This window comes from Proteiniclasticum ruminis DSM 24773 (assembly GCF_000701905.1).
GTDB lineage: Bacteria > Bacillota > Clostridia > Clostridiales > Clostridiaceae > Proteiniclasticum > Proteiniclasticum ruminis.
In genome coordinates, this window is the sequence record NZ_JNKC01000004.1 from 164,486 (window position 1) to 189,789 (window position 25,304).

24 protein-coding genes are annotated in these 25,304 nt (G+C 44.0%); 5 read left to right on the forward strand and 19 right to left on the reverse strand.

Features of this window, described 5'->3' with window-relative positions; all coding sequences use genetic code 11:
• Positions 1–15: 15 nt before the first annotated feature.
• Positions 16–1,761, reverse strand: coding sequence for a phosphoenolpyruvate carboxykinase (ATP) (locus T487_RS0105670; RefSeq protein WP_031575134.1), 1,746 nt, complete (start codon positions 1,759–1,761; stop codon positions 16–18).
• 186 nt (positions 1,762–1,947) lie between these two features.
• Here T487_RS0105670 and T487_RS0105675 point away from each other — a divergent pair, with 186 nt between their 5' ends.
• Positions 1,948–2,151: a PspC domain-containing protein gene (locus T487_RS0105675; protein ID WP_031575136.1), complete on the forward strand. Its 204-nt coding sequence runs from the start codon at positions 1,948–1,950 to the stop codon at positions 2,149–2,151.
• Positions 2,152–2,241: 90 nt separating this feature from the next.
• Here T487_RS0105675 and T487_RS0105680 read toward each other — a convergent pair whose 3' ends face one another.
• The 3 genes from T487_RS0105680 to mgsA form a co-directional block, all read right to left on the reverse strand.
• Positions 2,242–3,885 carry a cobalamin-dependent protein gene (locus T487_RS0105680; RefSeq protein WP_207638295.1) on the reverse strand — a complete coding sequence of 548 codons (1,644 nt, stop codon included), beginning with the start codon at positions 3,883–3,885 and terminating at the stop codon, positions 2,242–2,244.
• Entirely contained in the window at positions 3,882–4,988 is a 1,107-nt protein-coding gene (locus tag T487_RS0105685; protein WP_031575141.1) for an NAD/NADP-dependent octopine/nopaline dehydrogenase family protein, read from the reverse strand. The genes T487_RS0105680 and T487_RS0105685 overlap by 4 nt, the downstream gene beginning before the upstream one ends.
• Before the next feature lie 272 nt (positions 4,989–5,260).
• Positions 5,261–5,650, reverse strand: a complete 390-nt coding sequence (gene mgsA / locus T487_RS0105690; RefSeq protein WP_031575144.1) for a methylglyoxal synthase — start codon at positions 5,648–5,650, stop codon at positions 5,261–5,263.
• Between the two features lie 180 nt (positions 5,651–5,830).
• Between mgsA and T487_RS0105695 the strand changes: the two genes are divergently transcribed.
• Entirely contained in the window at positions 5,831–6,667 is an 837-nt protein-coding gene (locus tag T487_RS0105695) for an aldo/keto reductase (RefSeq protein ID WP_031575147.1), read from the forward strand.
• Positions 6,668–6,760: 93 nt separating this feature from the next.
• Here T487_RS0105695 and T487_RS0105700 read toward each other — a convergent pair whose 3' ends face one another.
• A complete protein-coding gene (locus tag T487_RS0105700) occupies positions 6,761–7,153 on the reverse strand; it encodes an arsenate-mycothiol transferase ArsC (protein WP_031575150.1) in 393 nt (130 codons plus the stop codon).
• 76 nt (positions 7,154–7,229) lie between these two features.
• Entirely contained in the window at positions 7,230–8,126 is an 897-nt protein-coding gene (locus T487_RS0105705) for a tRNA 2-thiocytidine biosynthesis TtcA family protein (RefSeq protein ID WP_031575157.1), read from the reverse strand.
• Between the two features lie 229 nt (positions 8,127–8,355).
• On the opposite strand from T487_RS0105705, the gene T487_RS0105710 reads away from it, so the two are divergent.
• Positions 8,356–8,676, forward strand: coding sequence for a putative heavy metal-binding protein (locus T487_RS0105710; protein ID WP_031575158.1), 321 nt, complete (start codon positions 8,356–8,358; stop codon positions 8,674–8,676).
• A gap of 74 nt (positions 8,677–8,750) precedes the next feature.
• Here T487_RS0105710 and T487_RS0105715 read toward each other — a convergent pair whose 3' ends face one another.
• On the reverse strand, positions 8,751–9,698 hold the full coding sequence (locus tag T487_RS0105715; protein WP_051651541.1) for a D-2-hydroxyacid dehydrogenase: 948 nt from the start codon (positions 9,696–9,698) through the stop codon (positions 8,751–8,753).
• Positions 9,699–9,870: 172 nt separating this feature from the next.
• Between T487_RS0105715 and T487_RS0105720 the strand changes: the two genes are divergently transcribed.
• Entirely contained in the window at positions 9,871–10,776 is a 906-nt protein-coding gene (locus T487_RS0105720; RefSeq protein ID WP_031575160.1) for a DMT family transporter, read from the forward strand.
• Between the two features lie 63 nt (positions 10,777–10,839).
• Here T487_RS0105720 and T487_RS0105725 read toward each other — a convergent pair whose 3' ends face one another.
• The 8 genes from T487_RS0105725 to T487_RS0105760 all read right to left on the reverse strand — a co-directional run bounded on the left by T487_RS0105725 (position 10,840) and on the right by T487_RS0105760 (position 20,206).
• Positions 10,840–13,113, reverse strand: a complete 2,274-nt coding sequence (locus T487_RS0105725; RefSeq protein WP_081827560.1) for a tetratricopeptide repeat protein — start codon at positions 13,111–13,113, stop codon at positions 10,840–10,842.
• A 7-nt stretch (positions 13,114–13,120) separates the two neighbouring features.
• Complete coding sequence (locus tag T487_RS0105730) at positions 13,121–14,242, reverse strand: hypothetical protein (protein WP_031575169.1); 1,122 nt, start codon at positions 14,240–14,242, stop codon at positions 13,121–13,123.
• Between the two features lie 186 nt (positions 14,243–14,428).
• Positions 14,429–15,052, reverse strand: coding sequence for a dihydroxyacetone kinase subunit DhaL (dhaL, locus tag T487_RS0105735; RefSeq protein WP_031575170.1), 624 nt, complete (start codon positions 15,050–15,052; stop codon positions 14,429–14,431).
• A gap of 24 nt (positions 15,053–15,076) precedes the next feature.
• Positions 15,077–16,072: a dihydroxyacetone kinase subunit DhaK gene (gene dhaK, locus T487_RS0105740; protein ID WP_031575172.1), complete on the reverse strand. Its 996-nt coding sequence runs from the start codon at positions 16,070–16,072 to the stop codon at positions 15,077–15,079.
• Positions 16,073–16,383: 311 nt separating this feature from the next.
• Positions 16,384–16,743, reverse strand: coding sequence for an MmcQ/YjbR family DNA-binding protein (locus tag T487_RS0105745; protein ID WP_031575174.1), 360 nt, complete (start codon positions 16,741–16,743; stop codon positions 16,384–16,386).
• Between the two features lie 106 nt (positions 16,744–16,849).
• Complete coding sequence (locus T487_RS0105750; protein ID WP_143004610.1) at positions 16,850–17,044, reverse strand: hypothetical protein; 195 nt, start codon at positions 17,042–17,044, stop codon at positions 16,850–16,852.
• Between the two features lie 300 nt (positions 17,045–17,344).
• Positions 17,345–18,919 carry a DEAD/DEAH box helicase gene (locus T487_RS0105755; protein ID WP_031575177.1) on the reverse strand — a complete coding sequence of 525 codons (1,575 nt, stop codon included), beginning with the start codon at positions 18,917–18,919 and terminating at the stop codon, positions 17,345–17,347.
• A gap of 294 nt (positions 18,920–19,213) precedes the next feature.
• Entirely contained in the window at positions 19,214–20,206 is a 993-nt protein-coding gene (locus T487_RS0105760) for a polysaccharide deacetylase family protein (protein WP_207638296.1), read from the reverse strand.
• Positions 20,207–20,542: 336 nt separating this feature from the next.
• On the opposite strand from T487_RS0105760, the gene T487_RS0105770 reads away from it, so the two are divergent.
• Entirely contained in the window at positions 20,543–21,556 is a 1,014-nt protein-coding gene (locus T487_RS0105770) for a lactonase family protein (RefSeq protein WP_051651543.1), read from the forward strand.
• 144 nt (positions 21,557–21,700) lie between these two features.
• Here T487_RS0105770 and T487_RS0105775 read toward each other — a convergent pair whose 3' ends face one another.
• The 4 genes from T487_RS0105775 to T487_RS0105790 form a co-directional block, all read right to left on the reverse strand.
• On the reverse strand, positions 21,701–23,095 hold the full coding sequence (locus T487_RS0105775) for an NCS2 family permease (protein WP_031575184.1): 1,395 nt from the start codon (positions 23,093–23,095) through the stop codon (positions 21,701–21,703).
• Between the two features lie 158 nt (positions 23,096–23,253).
• Complete coding sequence (locus T487_RS0105780) at positions 23,254–23,496, reverse strand: hypothetical protein (protein ID WP_031575188.1); 243 nt, start codon at positions 23,494–23,496, stop codon at positions 23,254–23,256.
• Positions 23,462–24,910 carry a decarboxylating NADP(+)-dependent phosphogluconate dehydrogenase gene (gene gnd, locus T487_RS0105785; protein WP_031575191.1) on the reverse strand — a complete coding sequence of 483 codons (1,449 nt, stop codon included), beginning with the start codon at positions 24,908–24,910 and terminating at the stop codon, positions 23,462–23,464. The genes T487_RS0105780 and gnd overlap by 35 nt, the downstream gene beginning before the upstream one ends.
• A 167-nt stretch (positions 24,911–25,077) precedes the next feature.
• Entirely contained in the window at positions 25,078–25,284 is a 207-nt protein-coding gene (locus T487_RS0105790; protein ID WP_051651544.1) for a helix-turn-helix domain-containing protein, read from the reverse strand.
• Between the last annotated feature and the right edge of the window lie 20 nt (positions 25,285–25,304).

The window sequence follows — 25,304 nt, forward strand, 5'->3', positions numbered from 1 at the left end:
TTTATGGTCAGATGGTTATAAACTGGTGATCTCTTTAAAGAGCTCCATGGCCGCATCTCTGGGGCCGCTCTTTTCTTTGCCGGGCACCCCCAGCTGTGTATAGATTTCTCCCACTTTGATGTTGTAGGCGAAGAGCTTGTCAAAGTAGAAATCAAGAAGCTTGTCTGTTTCTTCCTGCTTCTGGTAAGGGCCAAAAGGATTGGCGAAGTAGGATTCCACAAGGCCGTTTTCCTGTGTGGTGCCCTTGGCCATTCTCTTTCCGGAGCGGAAGACCTCTTTGGCCTCCTCCTGGTCTTTAAAAAATACAATGCCCGGCTCTCCTTCTTCCAGCACTTTATAGTTGTTGGCATACAGGAAAAGATCCACATTATATCCTTTGATGATTTCCTTGTAGGTGGCTACAGGCATCACAAGTCTTGCATTGGTTTTATCCGGATTCATGAAGATGGATCGGTCGATTTCCTTGAAGGCGTAGCCCTGATCCAAATCATCCAATCTCACGAAGGCGCCGATTTCAGTGCCATACCCCATGATGGTGCCATCTTCATGGGCAAAAATACCCATATCATCAAAGACAATGGTCATGTCGCTGATGTGGTCCTCTGAAAGGCTTCGGAGCGCTTCTAAGGATTCTGATTTTCCTGCGCCGGAATCGCCGAGGATCACCACGTTGGCAGACTTTCCATTTTTCATGTTGATGTTCACCATGGCCCCATGGATGGGCAGATTGCCTCGCTTGATCATAAGAAGGTTATGCAGGGTAAGACTCATTTTCTTCATATAGCCAAAGTAGTCTATTTCATCACTGTAAGGAACAAATCCTGTCATGATGCCATTTTTATGGTCATCATAGAAGACATTTCCCATGGATTCATCGGTGTTTCTTCCACCAAAAACATAGACAATATCAGGCTTTCTGCCCATATACTCCTCTTCTCTTGCCATCTCAAAGAGATTGGACAAGGAGATGCCATGGGCCATGAGATCTCTGTGGAAATAGAGGAAGGCCACCAGTTTGCCGATTTTAGCTGGATAGCAGAAGAAATGGTCCTTATTGAGGTAGCAGTCCTCTATAGGATTCACAAAAGATTCCTTGAAGTAGCCGCTTCTCGTATTCTTCTTCGGATAGGAGATAAAGGGAGAATCCATGACAATGGCGCTGATAAACGGAATATCACTGAGGATCTCATATCCCTTTGGGATAGGCCAGAGTGTTTCTTGCAATATCACACCGGCATTAACACCTGCTGGCACCTGGCGGTACACATTCGGTTCAATGCCAAGAACATTCTTCTCCACTTTTCTGTAAAGTTCTAATATAAGATTGGTGAATTTATTATTGGCTTCTATGAAGCTGGTTTGAGCGAGACCTTCTGTATTTCTTCTGTTCTGGATGACGGAGTAGCGCTCCATTCTTCTCCAGTAGGCATAAAAATCTTCTATGAGGGATACAAACCAGTCCCCGTCCTGAAGAAGCGGTGTATAATCTCCCCTAAGCTTCATGATTTCCTCTGATTTGAAAATAGTAAGAAGCTTCATCACTTCCACAAACTTATCCGTCAGATCCCTTATGGTTGCTTCTTTATAAAGAGAGACGAGCTGCTTGTAATTTTTCGTATTTCTTCTGGCAATAGACTCCAGGTATGTTTCAGATACCCTTCGGAAGGAATCAGATTCCAGGATCTTTTCAATGGTATCACAGTACTTGGCTGAAAAGTTGATCATAGCTTTGCCGCTGCTGAGTGAAAATTCTTTTTTCATGGGAGATACTCCTTTTCTTCTCTATCGTCGGATATGGTAAAATATCCTATGTTACATAGTATACAACAGATTTTTTGATTTTACCTTATAAACAAATGTATTTATGAAAAATTTCACGTTCATTTTTATCTGGTTTTAATTTATTTTTCGTATGATGAGTGCAACAGCAAAGAGAGGTGATCTTATATGAACCAGAAAAAACCCCTGACCAAATCCTCCCAGAACCGTTGGCTCTTCGGAGTTCTTGGTGGTTTTGCCGAGTACTTCAGCATTGATGCCACCCTGCTGAGAGTCGGATTTCTCCTGTTTTCCCTTCTCCCTGGGCCATCAATTATAATCTATATCATCTGCGCCATCATCATGCCAAAGGATGAAACTCCATATGCCTGATATTTCAAGGAATTTTATTCCTTCACCCTGTTAAAAAACCTTCTTCCCACCAGGGGAGGAAGGTTTTTTTGTTTCTTCACTTCACGAACATTACACTTTCCCGTTCATCTCCCGGACCCTTCGGATCCTCTCTTCCTCCTCCAGGATTTTCCCGTCATCATCCACCGTCACATGATATCCTTCATGGATTTCGGTCCTGAAATTTCCTTTGGCCACACTGAACCCTTTGAGACCAGGGGCATCGAGAAGTCCTTCTCTGATGGCCAGATATATCACTTCAGGATCCACAAGGGGATCTTCCACATCCTTCAGCTTGCTGATTTCTCCAAGAAGATACCGTACTTCTTTTTTCAAAAACTCCAGACGGTTTTTAAACCTTTTGTCTTCATGGATGTTCTCCAGAAGACCTTTGTCCGCGATTTCCATGGATTTTTTCACCATACGTATACTCTCCAGGATTTCCACACTGGTGGCTCTTTTCACCGCTTCGGAGTAAGACACCACATGGACAATATCTGGTTTTAGGAAGGTGCCATAGAACATGGTGGAGGATATAAGGCCCTTGGCCTGGTCCATATCCGCAGGATAGGCAAGAAGTCCAGTTCTTACCATGCGGTAGATTTTGAAGTTCTCGTCCTCTTCCTCTGCCATGAGATCAATCTTTGCCTGCATCTTCGCCAGGTCCATGAGGGGAGAAATAGAAGGAGGATTCGCCAGCATGTACTGCATCACCATCTCCTTCACCCCCAGGTGCTTCGCCACCTTGGCGGTGATGACGCTGATGGCCACTTCAATGACATCAGAGCAGTATCTTAATGCCCACTGATGGGATTCATTCATTTCCACAGGGACGCCCAGCTCTGCATTGTAGGCAATGGCTTCCATATTTTCACGGATGGCCCGAAGAAGCTCCCTGTCAGAGCGCCTGTCCAGCTGACTGTACCAGGTGAGCGGAATGGCCGCCCAGGCATTGTTTACAGTATCCTTCAGTATCTTCGAGAAAGGATAGAGATCCCTTGTGCCAGAGTAGCAGCGCATCATCGGAAAGTTACCACGCCTCGTGGCTTCATACATCCATCTTAAGTGCTCCTCATTTCTGATGGGCACACCTCCTGCACCATCTTCTCCTTTTGGCATCTGGTCCTGCTGGAAATAATGCTCCTGGGCATTCTGGTCCGGTGCCAGCGAAATCACATCCAGAAGCTTGCTTTCGGCAAGGATCTTAATATGCTCATAAGTATCCTCCAAGGTTTCCAGACCGATGTGATGCCGGATGATGGGGAAAGGTTTCTTCCAGGCTATACGCTCTCCCAGGGTCTGGGGCGGAATCTCTTCCTCTGCATGCTCCTTCTCCATATTCCGAAGATAGATGACACTTTCTGAGATATCCTCACTGCCGTCAAAGACCTTTCGGATGTAGGGAAATTTTCTTGCCGCCTTGGCCGTCTCCACAGTACCTCCGAAGATGAAGATCATATCTTCAAAGCCCTGCTCACTGATGATCCCTTCCAGCTCCTTCAGAAGATAAAAAGCGCCCTCTTCAGACAGACGGTAGCTTAAAGCCACCACGTGGGGTTTGAACTCGATGATGCCACCCACCAGCTCCTTGATGGGCACTGCTGAACCCATATATTCCACCTGATAGCCTTCTTTTCTTGCCAATACACTGAAATTATAGATGCCTGCCGCATGGACACAATTGCCGATGGAGGCCACAATCATCTTGTTCTTCAAATATCATCCTCTCCTTTTTTGTTCTCTTCTTCGATGTCCTCCACTCTGACGCCTCTCATAAGGTCCTTATAGTCAAAATGAAGTTTTTCTGCAGTTCTGCCGGTTTCTCTGAAATTCTCTCCCAAAAGCGCATTAGCCAAATCAATGACAAGGCTAGTATAGCGCATAGAAAGTCCCAAATCTTTTCCCATACTCTCCAGAGGCACCAGCCCAAAGGGAATATCCTCATAAATGTAGCGGTAGGTTAGATTTGCAGGAGCAAAAATCTCGCCATAGGAAGGGTTGTTCTGAATACACTCATAAAGACTGCCGCACTCCAGACCATAAGAATGAGCCAGCCATTCTTTGGCAGAAATCACAGGATGCTGCAGAAGCTTTGCCACTTCCAGACGTTCCTTGTCAATGTTTTCAATAAAATCTGCCACAGTTCTAGAAATCCCTTCCCGGTAATATCGGAACTTATGGCCAGACTCCACCCAGCCCGTATTAAGAAGCATGGGCGCGCAGTGAAAAATCATCCCCACATTGCCGATAGAAGTCTCCACCATACTTTCTGCTGGAACATAGAATTTATTCAGCTCATCCGGAAGTCTTCTGAGGATCTCCGATAGGTCAATCCCCGCAAAGGTGGATATAAGCACATCCCTCTTCAGAGCGATGATATTGACTTTTCTTAGCGAGAGTTTTCTGCAGGTATAGATAATGGTCTGGGTCTCCAGAATATCCACTTTGTGGAAATTCCCGTGCTTTAGAAGCTCATCTTTAAAATCCACTGCACCAAAGGTTCTTCCGGGATTCAGCACCACAATATGACCGTCCCGAAGATGAGGCGCCATGAGCCTCGCCAGATCATGGTGTGACGTGGCGGGCGTTGTGACAAAAACAGCTTTGGCTTCCCGGATGACTTCGCCCATGTCCGTGGTGACCATTTCAAGAGGAAACGTACCCACCAGAGCTCCAACCGCTTCCACTGTTTTTTCCTGTATAAGCTCCTCCAGATTCTCTCCACTCCGGTTCCATAGATACACCTTATTCCCCGTAAAACTCATATGGGCTGCCATGGCAAGTCCAGAGTTTCCTGATCCGATGATTGCTACCTTCATTGTTTTTCCCTCCTTTATGTCAACCTCCTGAATTTGTCATTTTTGATCTTTTGTTCATATTTTATTATTAATTTGTCTATATTTAATGGTTTTCACTTTAAATATGTTTGTAATTCATTATACTTTAGGAACACTTCACTGAACCTTAAATTTTCATGAGTTTACATAATTTTAGCTTTTGTTTTGTTTTTTTCACAAACAAAGACCCCCTCTTTTCATGAGCCAGACTCACTAAAAAGAGGGGGGAGGTTGTCCTTTTATAAGAAGACTTCTTATTTCAGATTATGGTCTCCAACGAGCCGGTTCAGGTAGGAAATCATGATTTCTGCTGTAGTGATATTGGTAGCAAAGGGGATTTTGTGCACATCACAAAGTCGGAGCAAAGCCTGTACATCCGGTTCATGAGGCTGTGCGGTCAGTGGGTCTCTCAGGAAGATGACAAAATGAATCTGTCCCGCTGCAATGAGCGCTCCAATCTGCTGGTCTCCGCCAATGGGACCGGACTGCAGCCTGTGTACCGGAAGACCTGTTTCATCGATGAGTCTTTTCCCAGTGGTTCCTGTGGCGTACAACGTAAACTGGCTTAGAATCTCCCGGTGCTTCTGGGCAAAAAGCACCATATCGTCTTTCATGTTGTCATGGGCTATGAGGGCTCCATTCATTTCATTTCTCTCCTTTAAACTGTAAATGTCTTCATCAATCTGATTATAACACAGAGAAGTCCGTTCTTTTCAGGGAAAAACTGTTCTGGTCCCTCGGAAGATTTACAATATTTTCATCTATCTCTTTTCTATTTGGGTATAATAGAAGTATCGAACAAACAAAGGTAAGGAGGCTATTTTATGTCAAATATTCCACTATGGAAACTGAATAACGGAATTGAGATCCCAAGTGTCGGCTATGGTGTTTTTAAAGTAAAAGAAGGGGACGAAGTTTACACTTCTGTACTCGAAGCATTAAAAGCAGGTTACCGTCTCATCGACACCGCTGCCATCTACGGCAATGAAGAAGGTGTTGGTAGAGCATTAAAAGACAGCGGCATTCCAAGAGAAGAAATTTTTCTCACCACAAAGCTCTGGAACTCCGACCAGGGGTATGAAAATGCATTCAAAGCATTTGAACTGAGCCTGGAGAAGCTCGGCACAGACTATGTGGATCTTTATCTTGTGCACTGGCCAGGAAAAGATAAATATGTGGAGTCCTATAGAGCCCTGGAGAAGCTTCTTCAGGAGAAAAAGGTCCGAGCCATCGGCGTTTGCAACTTCCACATCCATCATCTGGAAAAACTTCTGGCAGAAACCAAGATCATTCCAGCCATGAATCAGATTGAACTGCATCCTCTCATGAACCAGAAGGCCATCAGAGACTACTGCAGAGACAGAGGCATTCAGGTGGAAGCCTGGGGACCTCTTATGCAGGGAAAAGAAGATCTGGCAGCACCTGTACTTGTTGCTCTATCTGAAAAGTACGGAAAGTCCCCAGCTCAGATTATCTTGAGATGGCATTTCCAGAATGGAGTTCTGGCCATTCCAAAATCCGTCACTCCATCCAGAATCAAAGAAAACATCAGCATCTTTGATTTTGAACTCTCTGAGGAAGATATGGCAGAGATCGACGGCATGAATCAGAACAAGAGACTCAGTGCAGATCCTGACACCATGATGAATGGCTTTGAATAGCCTTTCAAAACTCTGATACCGCAAGAATTGAAAAAGGTGCATCCCAAGCGTTAGGGATGCACCTTCTTTTACTGTACGGAATCTTTTTTTCAATTAGGAAGTGAAGGTCTCCATATAGAACTTCTTGATCTCTTCCTTCAGCTGGTTCTTGGCTTCCACATAGGCTTCTTCTCCCTGATCCTTCAGGTTTGTGATAAAGTCCCATTCAATGACCTTGTCAGCAAAGACCAGAGGGCATCCGCCTTCATCGCAGCCCACGATGAGCGCGTAATCCAGATCAAAGTCCATATCAAACAGTGTTTTCATTGTCAGGTTTTCTGTGGAGATGCCATCTTCAGAAAGCACCTTTGTGACCATAGGGTCTAAGCTTTCCCCTTCCAGGCTTCCCACAGCAGAAATCTCTGCGTCTTTGAAGAACTCTCTTCCGATGGCTGCCGCCATCTGTGCTCTTGCACTGCTCCCATTACAAACAAATGCCATTTTCATAGTCCGTTCTCTCCTTCTCTGTTTCCTTTTCTTCTTTCTCTGATTTTATCATAGAAAGAGTTCCAGCTCCACTGTTCTAGAAGTCATTGGGGTCGTCAAACATCATGGCGTCATCATCGTAGTACTCCAGGTAGGAGTGCTTGTCACCTTTTTTGTCTCTCCAGCCCACGACAGAATCCATCTGGATGTTTTCCTGGGATCTGAAGATACATTTGTCCACATCTTTATTCTGTGCTTTGAGATTCTTGATGAGTTCCCGGATCTCATAGCGCTTGTTGCCGATCTTCTTCGCAGCCACCATGCAGGCACAGTTGAGAGGCCAGATACCGGCACTCTGAATCCAGTTTTTGATGTTGTCCTCTTCAATGAGATACATGGGACGGATGATCTCCATGTTTTCGAAGTTCTGCGCTTTCAGCTTTGGCAGCATGGACTTGAATGTTCCACCATAGATGACGTTCAGCATCACGGTCTCAATGACATCATTAAAGTGATGGCCAAGGGCCAGCTTGTTGCAGCCAAGACTCTGGGCATACTCATAAAGGGATCCTCTTCTCATTCGGGCACACATGTAGCAAGGATAATCCTTTGCTATCTTGTCTATGACGTTAAAAATGCCGGATTCATAGATTTTCACGGGAATCTCCAGGAATTTACAGTTTTCCTCGAGAAGTTTTCGGATTTCCTTGTGGTATCCTGGGTCCATGGCGATGAACTCCACTTCAAAGTCCACCTTCTTGTGCTTTTTCAGTTCCTGGAAAAGCTTCGCTAAAATGAGGCTGTCCTTTCCACCAGAGATGGCCACGGCCACCTTGTCTCCCTCTTCCACCAGATTGTAGTCATTGATGGCTTTGATGAACTTTCCCCATACATTTTTCTTATAGGTGGTGGTGAGGCTTCTCTCAATCTCCTGCAGCGTCTTCCGCTCACTGAAAGGGACGAGAATCTCACAACCTTCTCCTGCTATACTCATATCTATCTACACCTCTTACTTAAAATCATTATTGGAATACAGTGTTAAATTATAGCACAAAATCTTCCCCTGCAATAGTTTATTTTATAAAAAACCATGTGGCTCAAGGGGTAAAGGTCTTCACCCCAGAAGAAAAACGCCCTTTTTCGTTAAAAATATATTAAAAGACGCTCAAGGTCCAAAAACAGGTCTATAATGATATCAATATAAAAAGATGGAGGAAAAAAATATGATTATTACAACAACCAACGCAGTCGATGGAAAGAGAATCATTGCTTATAAAGGAATTGTTTTTGGCGAAGTCATCTCCGGTGTCAATTTCATCAAGGACTTCACCGCTGGTCTTTCCGACCTCTTTGGCGGAAGAAGCAAAACCTATGAAAGCGAACTCATTGATGCCAGAATCAATGCGTTAAGAGAGCTGGAAGAAAGAGCCTACAGCCTGGGCGCCAACGCCGTAGTGGGTGTGAAGATCGATTATGAGACCTTAGGTCAGTCCAACGGAATGCTCATGGTCACCGCTTCAGGCACCGCTGTGGTTGTGGAATAACCGAGACGCTGAATATTTGCAGAAAAAGAAGGAGTCCATGATTATGGATGCTCCTTCTTTTCTTTTTCCAGAGATTAATAGCCTAAACTAAGATCCACTTCATTCTGAAGCTTCTCTCCCCGTCTGAAACGCTTGATATTTTCTGCCATGAGTTCCACAGCCCTTCTGTTGGTTCCGTCACTGAACCCTCCAAGATGCGGTGTAAGCAGCACATTTTCAAGTTCCCACAGAGGGCTCTCTTCCGGCAGCGGCTCTTTGTGGAATACATCAAGACCCGCTCCACGGATCTTCCCTTCTCTTAAGGCCTTAATAAGCGCTTCTTCCTCCACCAGTGGACCTCTTCCAAGGTTTATGAGCACTGCTTCCTTTTTCATTCTCTGGAATGCTTCTTCTCCTACCATACCTCTGGTGTCTTTGGTGAGTGGTGCCAGGATGACAATATAATCAGCAGTCTCCATGGCTGGCAGCATCTGTTTTAATGGCAGCACCTGATCAAAATCGGATAGCTTCTCTGGTGTTCTTTTCAGTCCCACCACAGTCATATCAAAAGCTTTTGCTTTCTTCGCCAGAAGCTGTCCGATGCTTCCAGCCCCTACAATAAGAAGCTCCTTTCCCCGAAGCTCTGTGAGCCGGTACTCATGAGACCAGGGCTTTTCTTTCTGATGCCTTATGGCGGGCAGAAAGTCCCTGGAAAACGCCAGGATCATTCCCATGATGTGGTCTGTCATCTGTGGCGCGTGAACCCCACGGGTATTGGTTAAGACGATTTTATTCTCCTTCAGATAAGAAAGAGGATGGGTGTTGACCCCAGCGGAGAAGGACTGCACCCATTTGAGGTTTTTCATGGGCATCAGATCTTCCGCTTTATACCTGAAAGGAGGAATCACAGCTTCCACCTTCTCATAAAAATTTTCCGCGTCTGACATCTTTTCAAGGTCTACAATCTCCTCAGAAGAGAGTTCCCGGAGAAGATCCGCTTCTTCTTGGAACAGGACCGATCTTGGCATACAATTGATGATCATCTTCATTTCCCTCCAGAACTTTTCTACTATTTTAACATAGTTTTCTGGAATTTCGGCTGAACTTTCTCCAACTTGACAGTTTCTTCATGAAGTCCCGCTAAAAAGTTCACAGTTTCTCCTGAAAGTAACCTATAATATAGATGATTCTTAGATTATCGGAGGATACGATCAGATGCAAAATAAAAAAGCGGGGTATCTGGCAGCGGTCAGTATGTCCCTCATCGTAGGTTTTTCTTTCTATTTCAGCAAAATCGCCCTTTCCTTCGCTTCCCCTTTGGAAGTTCTGGCCCACAGGTTTACCGCAGCAGCGGTTTTTTCCGCTGTGCTTCTTCTTTTAAAGGTGCTGCCCATGAAAATCACCCGGGAGGATTTCCTGAAGTTTCTTCCTTTCTCCATTTTCTATCCCATCCTTTTTTTCTTGCTTCAGATTATAGGCCTCACCAGTGTGCAGAGTTCCTTGGCATCCATCATCCAGGCAACCACACCGTTTTTCACCATGATTCTGGCTGCCCTCATCCTGAAAGAAAAGGTGGATCAGAAGAAAATCTTCTTTCTTCTCCTCTCCCTCTCTGGAATCCTCTATATTTCCATACATAAGGGCGTCAGCTTTCAAGGCTCCAGCGTCCTGGGATACGCCTTTCTTCTTTTCTCCAGTTTTTCTTCAGCTGCAAATTTCATTCTTGTGAGAAAATATGCAAGAAGCCTTGGACACCTGAAAATCACGGTCATGGCTGTCTTTGCGGGTTTTATTTTTTTCAATGCGGCGCTGATTTTCCAACTGGGGCTAAGAGGATCTTTGGACTCCTACAAGATGGCTTTTGGCAGTGTTCGCTACCTTTTTCCCATTCTCTTTCTTGGGATTCCCTCCACGCTCTTTTCCTCCATGCTGACGAACTTTTCCCTCACAAGGATAGAGGCCTCCACCATGAGTGTCTTCCATCATCTGGGCACCTTTGTGTCCATTTTTGCCGGCGTAGTGCTCTTGAAAGAGACGCTGTTTTTTTATGAGATCATCGGCAGCCTTCTGATTCTTCTCGGTGTTCTGGGTATCACAGTAACCGGAAAAAATAAAAGGTAGAAGATTGTAAACCTCTATCGTTCACCATCTTCTACCTTTTTCAGCGATACCAGACCAGAAGAATTATTTGACTGTTGCTCCGAATCTTTTCTTTAACATCTTCATTGCAAACTCATTACCTTGTTCTGCTGACATCATATAATATTTTTTAGACATTTCCATATTTTTTTGCACTCCATTTCCTGAGTAATAACACTCTGCTAACCATGATTGACAGTAATCATCATTCAGATCTGAACCTTTTGTAAACCATTTTGCAGCCTCAAAGCAATCAAGTTTTGCACCTTTTCCTAACATATACATTTCGCCAACTTTATACATTGCATACGTGTTCTCCAGCTCTGCCGCTTTTTTATAGTGCACAAGTGCTTTTTTATTATCCTTGAACAGACCCGTACTATGATTATCACCAAGCCATAACAGTGCGTCGATTTCATTTTGATCTGCGGCTTTCTCATACCACTTACAAGCTTCCGCATAACTCATTTTCGTTCCATTTCCTTTTTCATAGCTATACGCTACCCTGATTTGTGCATAGCTATTACCATTCTCAGCAGCCTTTAAATACCACGTAAACGCTTCACTGCTATTTGGTGTTACACCAAATCCTAGTCTATGGCATTCAGCCAGCATGACCTGCCCATCAGGATTCTCTTGTTCAGCACTGAGTCTGAACCAGTACAGCGCTTTCGCCTCATCCTTCTCAAGTAGTTCTCCTTCTAAATAGATATATCCTAATCTCAGCTGACATATCGGGTCCCCAATCTGGGCTCCTTGTGAAAATAACTCTACTGCTCTATCCTGGTCTTCCTTCGCCCCCATTCTATTGACAAATAACTCTCCAAGCTCACGCATGGATTCAAAATTTCCATTCTTCGATGCTTCGATCAACCAGTAAATCTGTTCCTCCAATGTCTCTTCACCATATAAAATTTCGGATATCAACGCCAGTTCGTGTTGAGCAAAAACATCCCCTTCTTCAGCTGCCTCTTCGAGCTCTGAGAATTTAGACTCGAAATACTCCATCTTTCCCTTCTCATCCTGAATGGTAAATCCATAAAAAATTGAACCGAGTATTTCATTTGCATAACTACCTAATTTTACATGCTGATTGTACTCTTCTTCACTTACGCTGAAACCACCATAAGAATAGTTATAGAATTTCCCTAAAAAATAAGTTGCCCGGCTTATACTATGCTGAGCTAAACTTTTAAACGTATTATATGCTTCCTCCATTCTATATTCTATAAATGCATTTTCAGCAAATTGGAGTAACGGTCCATACTGTATTGATGAAATGGGTGCTTTCCCTTCCATCACATTAATTTTACCTTCAATCAAATCTTGAAGAAGATCCTTCGTCGAAATTAGTGTGTTTTTATCAATGCTTTGTTCTTCAATAAGTTCATAGATTAGGTCACCGTATTGAACCTCTTCACCGCCGTCTACAAGCATGAGCCCACTTGTACTGAACGCGCTCGTAACAATATCTGATACATAATTACCCTTGGTTGCTAACTGATCCATATAAATAATTCCGGAGTTCTCTTCCTCGATGAACTGTATATCTCCCAAAATTTCAACCAGGCTTTGCTTCTGGTCATTTACAATTCCAGCATCAACCATGCTGCGCTGTATGATCATAAGTTTTCTTGGGTCATTCAATGTTCGTTTATCCAGTTGGGAAACAATAAGCAGCACCGCTTCTATACTGGATAGCTCTGAATACATTCCTTGTTGAATTTCTGCATTCAGCAAATGAAAATTGTCAATGCTCTCTATCTTTTCATTGAGCTTCGCCGCAAATGCCCCAATCATCTGCTTCATCTTATTATTTTCTCTGTAGAGCTCATTGATTTGGTTCCCCAAACTCATGATAATTCTTTGATCGATGGCATTGCGTTGATACAGAGCTGAAATTGCATCTGCCATGTACGCATTTAGATTGTCATGATTTTGTCTGATTTCATTCAGTGTCGCTTTATTGGAACCCAGGACGGTCTTGATCATTCTCTGATACCAGACTTGAGACTCAATGGATTTGACCTTTGTATTGTTGTCTGCAATAAGACTCGTCATCCCGGCTATGATGTTATTGATCTTTGGCTTACTCTGAAAAGCAAGATAATCCACGTCAGGTTGTGGTACGATACTTTGAATGGTCTCTACCACTTGAGAGACGATACTTGTTTCTCCGTTCTTTTTCACGTTATTTATCGTGCCAGATATGGTATTGATGGCATTCGCTGTACTGCTGATGGCATTTGAAACCTCACTGGTCGTTCTAGCAACTTTATTGATGGTGTCTAATGTATCAAATATTGTTTTCTTCATCATGATCCCCCTAGATTGAATCGTACAAATTACTTAACTGAATATCCAGCATATCACTTTCTTTCTTCAGCTTATTATTCTCTCTCTGTTGATTTTTCATAGAAAATATAAACTCTTCGTAGAATTCGGCGCTGCTTTTCATAGATGCGGTCATATCACTGTAAAAACCTTCCAGATTCTGATAGTATTTTGATTTACTTAATATTTTTTTATAGTCTCCTCTGGCAAATATTGGTGCAACGACCTTGTTGACCAAGCCCCCTACGACTATACCGACGGGTATAGTTACAAGAGCCGTGCCTCCAGCTGCAGTGATGGCTGCGGAAACTGGAATCATGATCCCGGAAGATGCTGTTGCCGTCAAACCGGCATCTCCACCCGCCTTTAAGACTTCAGTAAAGTATTGCTTATCACTGAGCTCCCCCATTTTCCATCGTTTGTATGAAAAGACGGATTCAGTTGTAACGCCCACAACACATCCCATGGCACCTGCTTTTGCCATGGCAGCACTGACGTTCGATACATTGTAGGTGTGGATCTCAGCACCAGATTGTGCAGCCTTCACTCTTTGGTCGGTCTTTTTTATTATTCCTTTTTTAGTTGAAAACCCCTCCGGATTATGGCCTTGCCGTTTTACATATGATATTTTTTCTTTAGGAACGATCACTTTTGCAGTTTTTGGCGTATTACTAAGGTCTGGGTTTCCAGCGCCTGTATACGCTTTCATCTGAAACCTTTCTTTCACCCTTCGGGTGAACAAACCTATTTTGTCCACGTCTGTCCCCGGTTGTGTAGGTGAGTCTCCAGCAACAAACTTATAATGGATATTTTCAAGTTCTCCTCTCTTTTTTGTCATAAAATCCCATTCTAAACCTTTGCCCTGAATCTGAAGCCTTGCCCATGCTGGATTCTCTTGCATTGTTTTCTGTATAAGTTCTGCCGTACCAAATTTGGTTGGATAATTTCTTCCCATCCATTTCCAGAACTCAACACCATTGGTCAAATGATTGGCTGAAACAGAAGCACTTGCGGCAGATTGAAACAACTCCAATTTTTCCTTCAGGATGAACGCAGTGGTGTCCTCAAGCATATTCACAATATCCGATTCTTTGATTTCATTTTCACTATTCATACTTCTCACCTGTTTCCCTCTTATTGGATTTTCTTATATGTTTATTATACGGAGTATTTGTAACATTTACTATATTCACCTTTATATAATAATCACCATATAAGTGGTTTGATTTCGTATATAAACGCATGCAAATAGAGCATCTTTCTACACTATTAGAAAGATGCTCTATGATTTCATTTTTATCTAAAACTGATCCGCGATGGTCTGCAGGATCACATAAGAGGACATGGCGCCGGGATCCTCATGACCGATGGAACGCTCTCCCAGATAGGAAGCCCTTCCTTTGGTCGCAATGATGGTCTTGGTGTATTCCACACCTTTACCCGCTGCCTCTACAGCCGCATCGAGTGCTTCTCTTGTGGAGGAACCGTTTGAAATGGCTGCCTTCAAAGCTTCCAGCGCTGGTTCCAGAGCATCCACCATGGTTTTCTCTCCCACAGTCGCTTTTCCTCTGGCCTTTACGCCATCAAGACCTGCTTCCAGCATCGCCTGAAAATCTTCCAGAGTGATGTCTTCCTTGCCGGCAACGGCTTTGCCCGCATTCATAAATGCAGTTCCATAGAGAGGACCTGCAGCACCGCCCACCTTGGAGATCAGGGCCATGCCCGCTGCCTTCATCACATCTGATGGTGTAGCCATCTCAGAAGCTTCCAGCTTCTCCTTTGCCGCACCAAATCCCTTCGCCATATTGAGGCCATGGTCTCCATCGCCGATGGCGGCATCCAGCTGTGTCAGAAACAGTTTCTTTTCTTCAATCACCTGACCCACGGCCAGGATGACTTCCTTTACCTTTTGTGCATTTGCCATAATACGTGTCCTCCTTGCAGTAAATTATAGAGACTTCAGAGCTGGTGTATCTGCTGGAGCATCAAAGAGTTCCTTCAGTTCATCATCCAGTTTGAGAAGAGTCACAGAGAATCCGGCCATTTCAAGAGATGTCATATATTCTCCCACCATGGACTTGTATACTTTGATTCCTTTTTCTGATAAGATCTCATGAACTCTCTTGTTGACGATATAGAGCTCCATGAGCGGTGTGGAAGCAAGGCCGTTCACAAGAACAACCACTTCACTGCCGGCATAGTCGATGTCTTCCAGAATCTTTCCTACCAGATGGTCTACCATTTCGTCTGCAGTCTTCAGGCTCTCTTTATGGGTTCCTGGTTCGCCGTGGATACCCATACCCACTTCCATTTCATCCTCACCTAAAGTGAAGTTTGGTTTTCCAGCAGCTGGAACAATACATGGAGACAGTGCAAGACCCATGGATCTTACATTCTTGATGACTTTTTCAGCCACAGCTTTTACTTCAGGAAGCTCAGCGCCGGTTTCAGCCTTTGCACCTGCAATCTTATGAACAAGAACGGTACCTGCAATTCCTCTTCTTCCTGTGGTCCAGGTGGAGTCTTCTACAGCTACATCATCATTGACCACTACATAGTCTACTTTCAGATCTTCTGCTTCTGCCATTTCTTTTGCCATTTCAAAGTTCATGATATCTCCGGTGTAGTTCTTCACAACGAGAAGACATCCCTTAGGGCCTGTGACAGCTTTCACAGCTTCAAATACCTGGTCTGGAGTTGGGGAAGTGAAAACCGCTCCGGCTACAGCGCCGTCCAGCATTCCTTTACCTACGAATCCGCCATGAGATGGCTCATGTCCAGATCCTCCACCACTTACAAGGGCTACTTTTCCTTCCACTGGGGAATTCTTTCTCACAAGGACTTCAAACCCATCCAGTTTTTTCACATGGTCTGGATGTGCGTACACCATACCCATCAGCAGTTCGTCGACGACATTGTTTGGATTGTTGATTACTTTTTTCATGTTACCCTCCTTGGACTTTTTGTAAACCTTTACTTCAAAGTGCAAATAAAACTAGACAGTCTTCCCATCTAGTATTTGAACCCTATACGTACATTGTGTAACCATTGATGAACAAAGTCAATTTACTTTAGGTAAATATTTCATTAATAATTAGCATAATTAACCAATTGTTTTCAGGTATCACTCTACTAGACTGTAGGTTTTACGTTTTTTCCTTTGGAACAGTTCATCATGGACGCATGACAGATTGTGATTTCTTAGCTTTATCTATTCAAAAACCGGTGGATGAAAGGGATGTATTTCTGTGGATTTTATGTCTCTTTCGTGAGATAAAAACTTGTATGAAGAAGCTGCTTCACATCCTCCGCCGCTGCAGTACCATCCAAGAGAATGGAGATCCAGTGGTTCTTATTCATGTGATATGCAGAAAAGATCCCTGGCTGGCTTCTCAGCACAGGAATAAGTTCAGGATCGCACTTCACATTTAGGACATCCACAGGAAAATCTTGAGATAGACCAAGCTTACACCCTGGCACTTTCATAAGAAGCCCAAACCACTTTCTGCTCCGTTTATGCCGAAACACCGCATGCTCAGGACTTTTGAGAAATGGATAGTCCGGAAGGATTCCATATTCTTCCCTGATATAGTCCAGCACCTGTTTCCGATTCATCTGCCCATATCCTCCTTTATACTCTCCGCTGTTCATTCTTAACAATATCCATCTGCTTCTTTATTCTCTCCAATCCTTTGACAGCAGCTTTCTTCCTCCTATGGAATCAGCCAAGGAAAAAATCAAGAATGACCTCTACCGCCTCTTTCAGATATCCGCCCAAAAATATGGCAGCCAGGAGCGACCATGTGGCAAAAAGAACCAATAGAAACCCCAAGGTTCCATCGAACTTGTAGTAGACTTCTATTGCCACAAGCGTAATAAAAAGCCCGAAAAACAGAATGGCTAACTTTTTTTTCAAAAACGCATCTCCCCCCATGATCTTGGATCCCACATCTTCCTCTTTTCAGTTCTACCAACGGTGTTACTTTCATTCAAAAGCTTTCAAATTCTATTTTTTCAGATGATATTTCAATATATCTCTTTTAGTACAGATTCAGTGAGGGATTGAAAGCCCCTCATGAACAGTACTATGCTTCCATTATAATATAATTTCTGTCAGTGTTTCATTTTTCACCTGGATTTCAGACAAAAGTAAAAAATGAGCAAAAAAAGAAAGAACCTAAAACCCATCGTGGATTTGAGATCCTTTCTTAAAAACTTATCTTCTTCTCTTCTGAGCAGCTACTTCAAACTTCGCTTTTCTGCCTGAAAGTTTCTTGCCATTGAGATTTTCGACGATTTCACGTTCTGCACCCTGCAGTACGTCCACAAAGCTGAACTTTGTCATGATGTCGACGGTGCCAATGCTGTCTGGCTTTAACTTTGTATTGTAAGTAATGAAGTCAATGAGCTTCTTTGGTGTGAGCTTATCCATGGATCCTACGGTGACAAAGAGTCTTACGTACTTCTTTGGCGCTTCCAGCACATTCACTTTATAGTCAAAGCTCAGCTCATCCTTATAGAGGGAATGCATGAGAGCCGCTGCGATGTCTTCCACATTGAAGGTCTCTTTCAGCTCTTCGATGATGGGATAGAATCTCTCGTAGCCCTTTTGTGATAACTCTACCACAACCTTATCCTTGAAACGGTCATTCTTTGCCTTGAAGATGTCTTCTACGGTTGGAATATCACGCTTCACGATCTTGCTCTTTGTGACCTTTTCAATCTGTCTCAGGAATCCGATTTCTCTTCCGCTGACTAAAGAGTAGGCAATTCCTTCTCTCTTGGCACGTCCAGTTCTTCCGATTCTATGCACATAGGATTCAATATCCTGTGGCAGGTCATAGTTCACTACGTGGGACAGGTTGTCGATGTCGATTCCTCTTGCAGCCACATCTGTTGCCACCAGGAACTTCAGCTTACGTTCTTTGAACTTCTTAAGCGTTGCAATTCTTACGTTCTGAGTCATATCGCCATGCATACCTGCTGCGTTATAGCCTCTTTCGCCAAGACTTGTAACAAGATCATCCACACCACGCTTGGTTCTGCAGAATACAAGTACAGATTCCATATCTTCGGTATCCATGATTCTGCATAGAGTTTCCAGACGGTACTGCTCACGCACTTCATAGTAGTACTGTGATACGGTGGAGACGGTCATGGAGTTTACCGCAATCTTGATGTGCACACGGTCTTCACTCATGTACTTCTTGGAAAGTCTCTTGTATTCATCCGGCATGGTTGCTGAGAACAGCATGGTCTGCTTATCCTCACTGGTTCCAGCCATGATTTTTTCAATGTCTTCCACAAAGCCCATGTTGAGCATCTCATCTGCTTCATCCAGCACGAGGAAATCCACATCCTGAAGCTTCAGTACTTTACGTTCCATGAGGTCAATGACTCTACCAGGAGTTCCTACAACAATGTCTACGCCTCTTCTCAGGGTTCTGATCTGAGTGTCGATGCTGGAACCGCCATATACTGCCAGATGCTTGAATCCAGTGAATTTTGCAATTCTCTCGATTTCTTCGCTGACCTGCATCGCCAGTTCTCTGGTCGGTGCCAGAATGATGGCGCTGACGCTGTTTTTCTTTTCCATCATGCTAAGCATTGGTGCTGAAAACGCAAGAGTCTTACCGGTTCCGGTCTGGGCCTGTCCAATGACATCTTTGCCTTCCAAAATGATCGGAATAACTTCTCTTTGGATGTCAGAAGGCACCTCGTAACCCATGGCTGCGATTCCTTTTTCCACCGCTTCACTTAATCCCAACTGAACAAATTTAATTTCTTCCATATATACCTCTTTTCCTTTAGATTTTCTTTTTCTGTGCTAACTCCATAAAAAAACCTCGCAGTTTGTGCGCTGCAAGGTGTTGATAATCGAAACTTCTTTAAAATTTATGTACTATCCTAAACCACTGATGTATTATAGCACTAAAATCCTCAAATAGCAATGGGTTTTGAAAAAGACATCCAGTGGAGAGTAACCCAAAATTTATAAATTTCTCCTAAATTTTTCTTTTTTAATTCTCCAGGTCCATGCCGGGGATTCCCTTCAGGGCTCACCAGTCTTTCTCTTGTTTTCTCACTATTTCAGAATGCCGAAGGCGAATCCTGCCTCTTCAAACTCATCGATGAGATGATCCAGATACTCCGGTGTGGCGTTTTGAACATCATGCATGAGAATCACTGCCACCTTTCTGTCTCCATTATCCTTGAAGGTCTTCATGGCGTATTGTCCCATGGCCTCTGGAGTGGCGGGTCTTCTGTTTTTAGGCTCTGCATCTCCAGACATGGAGTTCCAGTCAATATCCACAATCCCCTCAGAAAGAAGTGCACTTTGTGCTTCTTCGATATTCTTCCAGCTCATGGATCCCCCTGGGAATCTGAAGACATGGGTGTCAAACCCCTCTCCAAGAAGTCCGCGAATTTGAGACCTTGTTTTCTCATACTCTTCTACAATCCGGTCCGCCCTTGCGGATCTTCCCGGATAAAGATATCCGTAGTCATGGCTGTAGCTGTGCACCGCAATGCCGTGCCCCTCCTGAATATACCTTGCCATAAGCTCAGGCGTTCCATTTTTCTCCACCGTATCCCCCAAGAGGAAAAAGGTTCCAGGAACATTACGTCTTTTCAGGACATCCAGCACCTTCTCTGTGTTTTTATGAGGGCCGTCATCAAAGGTGAGAAACGCCAGTTTCCCTTCGCCCTCGAAGTCTTTCTTTCCTCTCATCCAGGCCTTCACATCAGCTGTGTCATAAGCATAGGCGGAAGCCTCATAGGAATGGTTGGACCCTTCTTTGAGTCTTTTCAGATCTTTGACTTCAGGTACAGCTTTTTCTGGTGTGATTTTTTCAGCAGGTCTTTTGGGCGTGAACTCCTTCACTTCAGGGAGTTCTTCGATTTTAGCGGTTTCTCCTGGATTTTCCGCTTCTGGTTCAGGTGCCTTTTCAAAAGAATCCTCCACTTTATAAATCATCGGCAGAAGTGTGTTTTTTAGAAATAAGCCTCCTGCGCCAAGTACCAGTACAACGCCTACACTTGAAAAAAAGATTTTTCTTCTCTTTCTCTTTTTCCTCATTTTTTCTCTTTGCTTGAAACTGTTTCTTCTATATATATGTTCATCCATGTTATTCACCGCTCACTTTCTGCTTCTTTTGTAAAACACAGAAGACTAAGCTCCAGAAGCCCTATTTCAGCTTCACTGATTATCTTCCTGGCTTTAGTCTAACACCCGTGTATAAAACTAAGGTTACATAAAGGTGGCAATCCGTTTACAAAAAATGTAAACGAAGATGCAGCGAACTGTAGCACCACTTCTTATTTTCAGAAAGGTTTACAAAAGTGTCATGGGATCCCTTCATTTTTTTGTTATGATAGAAAGTATAGAAAACCAAGAAGAAAGGAATGAATCAGTGTGAAAGATTATAAAGGCTATATAGGCTCCTACACCAGAAAAGAGAGCCGGGGTGTGCGAAGCTTCCGCTTCAATGAAGAAGAGTTTATCATCGAAGATTTTTATGAGGTGGAGGACCCTTCCTATCTCGCCCTCAGCCGCGACATGAATATTCTCTACGGATCCATGAGAGATGGCAGCAGTCACGGTGTCTTCTCCATGAATCTGTCCACGGGCATCGTAGATAAAGTGCTTTTTGAGAAAGAAAACACTCCTTGTCACATCTCCACCTTTGAAAACAGGCTCCTTGCCTCCAACTATCATCAGGGGCTTCTTGATCTGTACGCTCTGGAAGAGGGTATGGTGAGAAAAAGACTGGACCAGGCTGCCCATGAAGGTTCCGGTCCTAATGAGAAGCGCCAGGAAGGGCCTCATGTGCATTTTGCCATGAAAAACCCACACCTTCCCGAAGTGCTTGTGTGCGACCTAGGCACCGACAAAGTCTACCGCTATGAAGCAAAGGAAACCCTTGTAAAGAAAGGAGAACTCCTTCTGCCCAAAGGTTCCGGTCCAAGACACATCGCTTTTTCCAAAAAACATCCCTATCTCTATGTATTCACCGAGCTTTCCTCAGAGATTTTTGTCTATGACTTCAAAGACGGCGACTATCATTTGAAGCAGGTGATGAAGACGCTTCCGGGGGATTTCCAAGAAGAGAATACAGGCGCTGCCATCCGGCTCTCTCCGGATGAGAGGCACCTTTATGTGTCCAATCGCGGACATGACTCCATTTCTGCATTCAAAGTGAAGGAAAATCATCTGCTGGAGAAAATAGATACCTATCTGAGTGAAGGGGAACACCCCAGAGACTTCAACCTCAGCCCCGATGGATGCTTCCTCCTGGTGGCTCATATGATCTCAAACGATCTCAGTCTCTTCAGAATTGATAAAAACACCGGCGAACTGACCCTCCTGAAGAAAGGCATCCACACTCCGGAACCCATTTCCCTTGTCTTCTTGGAGAATGAGTCCTAGTTTTCAAGGATCCTGAAAAAAGGAGACAATAAGGTACTAGAAGTATAAGAAATAAAAGATGCACCCTCTCGCAAGAAAGGATGCATCTTTTCACTTATATGGAATATATAGGGATCCAGCTAGAGCGCGGGGACGCTGTAGCCTTTAGGCAATGGCAGTCAGTACGAAGGAAAGCATAAAGAGTACGGTGATGATATAAAGGATTGGATGTACTTCTTTACCCTTCTTCTGAATAATCTTGGAGATGGCATAGAACAGGAATCCAAATGCTATACCATTGGTGATGGAGTAGGAGAAAGGCATGAACGCGATGACCATGAATGCAGGAACTGCAACAGCCAGGTCGTGCCAGTCAATATTCTTCAGACCTTCAGACATGAAGATACCTACAACAATCAGTGCAGGAGCAGTCGCTGCGCCTGGAACCATCAGTGCGATAGGAGAAAGGAATAGTGAGATGAGGAACAGTACCCCTGTGGTTACAGATGCAAGTCCAGTCTTCGCTCCCTGAGCGATACCAGCAGCACTTTCCACATAGGTGGTAGCATTGGAGGTACCAAGCAGTGCACCAATGGAGGTAGCAGTAGCATCAGCAAACAGAGCCTTTTCCATCTTCGTGCTCATTCCCTTGGATTCTTCAATGGAGTTTGCATCCTCTTCTGTGAAGATCCCTGCTTTTCTTCCAGCACCCAGGAAAGTTCCGATGGTGTCGAAGGTATCCGTGAGAGAGAATGCAAAGACGGTGGTCAGTGTGATAAACAGCTTGTCCGCTGCGAAAATACCTTTAAAGTCCAGTGCGAAAAGTGTTGGCGCTAAGCTAGGTACTTTGAACATGTCTGCAGAAAGCTCTGGAACATGGGTTACACCAAAGAAAATACCCAGTACAGTGGTGGACACGATTCCAATAAGAATTGCACTTCTCACCTTAAGAAGAAGAAGTACCACTGTGATGATGAGTCCAATTAAAGCAACCTGAGCGGTTGGGTTTGTAAAATCAGTCAGCGCAGGGATGATGTCTGCGAACATTCCGCTTCCATCTCCGTTGTCGGTGATTCTGGAAACTGTTTCTGCTGTAAAGGTCAGGAATCCAGCCTGCTTGATTCCAAGGTATGCAATGAAAAGGCCGATACCACCGCTGATGGCATACTGAAGGGATTCTGGAATCGCCTTTACGATCATCTTACGGATCTTAGTAACCGTGATGAAAATGTTGATCAGACCACAGATGAATACCAGAGCCAGCGCCTGCTGCCAGGAGTATCCAAGGACAAAAACAACAGTAAAGGTAAAGAATGCATTCAGTCCCATACCTGGAGCTACAGCAAAAGGCACGTTGGCAACAAAAGCCATGATGAAAGTTCCGATTGCCGCGGAAAGAATCGTTGCGGTAAATACAGCACCCTGATCCATTCCAGTGAGAGCCAGAATCTGTGGATTAACAAAAATAATGTAGGCCATCGTCAGGAATGTGGTAAAGCCACCCAGCACTTCGGTCTTAACGTCTGTACCGTTTTCCTTCAACTTAAAAAGTTTTTCCATTTTACACCTCGTATAAATATTTAGTATGATTACCTCTTTATTCTATCCGAACATTAAGCATATTGCAATATTTTTTATTCGTAATTTGAAGTCTTTACATTTTTGTGAATGAAAACGGTTATCTTTGTACTTTTCCCTTTCAACCGTGCATATTTTTCTCAATATCCGTATTTATCCATACAATATCCACAGTTGTTGATAACATCATTCGGTGTTTTGGCCAAAGATCCTGGTTCTTTTTTTCTTTCCGCTATACGTACAACCTCTGCTTTTTTCCCATATATTTCGTGCGTAAAATAATCCCATGTTCGTAAAAAGACCTCGAGTATAAACCCGAGGTCTCTTTTCATGCTGTTTTCAGCGCTATTAAACTTTATAGATGGTGGAAGCGGTATTGCCACCTTCTCCACTCCAGTTGTGGTGGAAGAATTCTCCCTCCGCACGGTCCACTCTTTCATACATATGCGCACCAAAGTAGTCTCTTTGGGCCTGAAGAAGGTTCGCTGGAAGATTCTCTGTATGGTATCCGTCATAGTAGGACAGCGCAGAGCTCATGGCCGGCATGGCAATACCGTTCCGGATGCCAAGGATCACCATCTCTCTTAATCCTGCCACTGCTTCTTCCAGTTCTTTTCTGAAGAAAGGGGCTGTCATGAGGTTCTTCAGCTCCGCATCCTCTTCATAGGCAGTTCGGATGTCATTGAGAAATGCAGAGCGGATGATGCAGCCGCCTCTCCAGATGGAGGCGATTTCTCCCAGCTTCAGCTCCCATCGGTAATGATCCGATGCTGCTTTCATAAGAGAGAACCCTTGGGCATAGGAGATGATCTTTGCCGCATACAGGGCTTTTTCCAGAAGCACCACGGTGTCATTCTTCTCTGGAAGGCTTCTTGGTTTTTCTACGCCCTTGGCTGCAGCCACTCTTTCAGACTTCATGGAAGAAAGGATTCTTGCATAGACCGCTTCTGTGATCAGGGTCACTGGTTCTCCCTCCTCCAGAGCGGAAATCACCGTCCATTTTCCAGTTCCCTTCTGCATGGCCTTATCCAGAATGTAATTGACGATATAGTCTCCCGTTTCATCCTTCTCATTTAGAATCTCAGAGGTGATCTCCACCAGGTAGCTCTCCAGTCTTCCTTCATTCCAGGTAGAGAAGATCTTCGCCATCTCCTCATTGTCGGCCCCCACCACATCCCGAAGGATGGCGTAGACTTCAGAGATCAGCTGCATGTCTCCATATTCAATGCCGTTGTGTACTGTTTTCACATAGTGGCCTGAACCGCCGTTTCCAATCCAGGAGGTGCAAGGTTCATCCCCGTTTACACCGGCCTTTGCCGCAATGGCCATGAAAATATCCTTCACCCCTGCCCAAGCTTCTTTGTTTCCACCAGGCATCATAGAGGGTCCGTAGAGAGCGCCCAGCTCTCCTCCCGAAACACCAGAACCGATATAATAGATGCCTTTTTCCTCCAAGTACGCTACTCTTCTTTCTGTATCCTCATAATTGGAGTTTCCCCCATCAATGATGGTGTCACCAGGCTCCAGATACGGAAGAAAATTCTCAATGGTAAGATCCACGGTTTCTCCAGCCTTGATCATCAGCATGATCTTTCTTGGTTTCTTTAAAGAAGCCGCAAACTCTTCCATAGAATAGGCAGGAATGAAGTTTCCTTCCTTTCCTTTTCCTTCCATAAACTCCCTTATGACTTCCACACTTCTGTTGCCAATGGTCACAGGATATCCCTTAGACTCTATATTTCTTGCCAGGTTCTCTCCCATGACACGAAACCCATAAATACCTATTTCACCTTTCATTCTAAACCTCCAAAGGCAGTTTCCCCGCCCAAATCAATTTGATACAAGTTAATCTCTTTCTTCTTATTATCATGGTTTCCATGTCATTTTTCAAGAGGCAACGGAAACTTCATAAAAAAAGTCATCTGGAGCAGAAAAGATCCCTGCTCCCGATGAAATGATTGTTTCTATTCTTCTGTATCTTTTAGTAAGTCCACATAGCTGATTTCAAGGCCTTTGGCGATTCTTTTCAATGTTTTAATGGACGGATTTGTTCTTCCGATTTCCATGTCTGAAAGATATGTATTTGATATTTTTACAATGTCTCCAAGTTCTTTCTGTGTCAGATTCTTCTTTTTTCGGTATTTGCGTATATTATCTCCGATAGTGACCACTCCTCCACCCCCTATAAGAA

Bases quoted from the DNA above. Each gene is read 5' to 3' on its own strand.
- T487_RS0105725 (WP_081827560.1), bottom strand. From the start codon at position 13,113: ATGATGAAGAAAACAATATTTGATACATTAGACACCATCAATAAAGTT.
- T487_RS0105715 (WP_051651541.1), bottom strand. From the start codon at position 9,698: ATGATCATCAATTGTATGCCAAGATCGGTCCTGTTCCAAGAAGAAGCG.
- gnd (WP_031575191.1), bottom strand. From the start codon at position 24,910: ATGAAAGGTGAAATAGGTATTTATGGGTTTCGTGTCATGGGAGAGAAC.
- T487_RS0105675 (WP_031575136.1), top strand. From the start codon at position 1,948: ATGAACCAGAAAAAACCCCTGACCAAATCCTCCCAGAACCGTTGGCTC.
- T487_RS0105760 (WP_207638296.1), bottom strand. From the start codon at position 20,206: ATGAGGAAAAAGAGAAAGAGAAGAAAAATCTTTTTTTCAAGTGTAGGC.
- T487_RS0105695 (WP_031575147.1), top strand. From the start codon at position 5,831: ATGTCAAATATTCCACTATGGAAACTGAATAACGGAATTGAGATCCCA.
- T487_RS0105705 (WP_031575157.1), bottom strand. From the start codon at position 8,126: ATGAGTATAGCAGGAGAAGGTTGTGAGATTCTCGTCCCTTTCAGTGAG.
- T487_RS0105670 (WP_031575134.1), bottom strand. From the start codon at position 1,761: ATGAAAAAAGAATTTTCACTCAGCAGCGGCAAAGCTATGATCAACTTT.
- T487_RS0105775 (WP_031575184.1), bottom strand. From the start codon at position 23,095: ATGGAAAAACTTTTTAAGTTGAAGGAAAACGGTACAGACGTTAAGACC.
- T487_RS0105755 (WP_031575177.1), bottom strand. From the start codon at position 18,919: ATGGAAGAAATTAAATTTGTTCAGTTGGGATTAAGTGAAGCGGTGGAA.
- T487_RS0105745 (WP_031575174.1), bottom strand. From the start codon at position 16,743: ATGAATCGGAAACAGGTGCTGGACTATATCAGGGAAGAATATGGAATC.
- mgsA (WP_031575144.1), bottom strand. From the start codon at position 5,650: ATGAATGGAGCCCTCATAGCCCATGACAACATGAAAGACGATATGGTG.
- dhaK (WP_031575172.1), bottom strand. From the start codon at position 16,072: ATGAAAAAAGTAATCAACAATCCAAACAATGTCGTCGACGAACTGCTG.
- T487_RS0105685 (WP_031575141.1), bottom strand. From the start codon at position 4,988: ATGAAGGTAGCAATCATCGGATCAGGAAACTCTGGACTTGCCATGGCA.
- T487_RS0105730 (WP_031575169.1), bottom strand. From the start codon at position 14,242: ATGAATAGTGAAAATGAAATCAAAGAATCGGATATTGTGAATATGCTT.
- T487_RS0105720 (WP_031575160.1), top strand. From the start codon at position 9,871: ATGCAAAATAAAAAAGCGGGGTATCTGGCAGCGGTCAGTATGTCCCTC.
- dhaL (WP_031575170.1), bottom strand. From the start codon at position 15,052: ATGGCAAATGCACAAAAGGTAAAGGAAGTCATCCTGGCCGTGGGTCAG.
- T487_RS0105700 (WP_031575150.1), bottom strand. From the start codon at position 7,153: ATGAAAATGGCATTTGTTTGTAATGGGAGCAGTGCAAGAGCACAGATG.
- T487_RS0105710 (WP_031575158.1), top strand. From the start codon at position 8,356: ATGATTATTACAACAACCAACGCAGTCGATGGAAAGAGAATCATTGCT.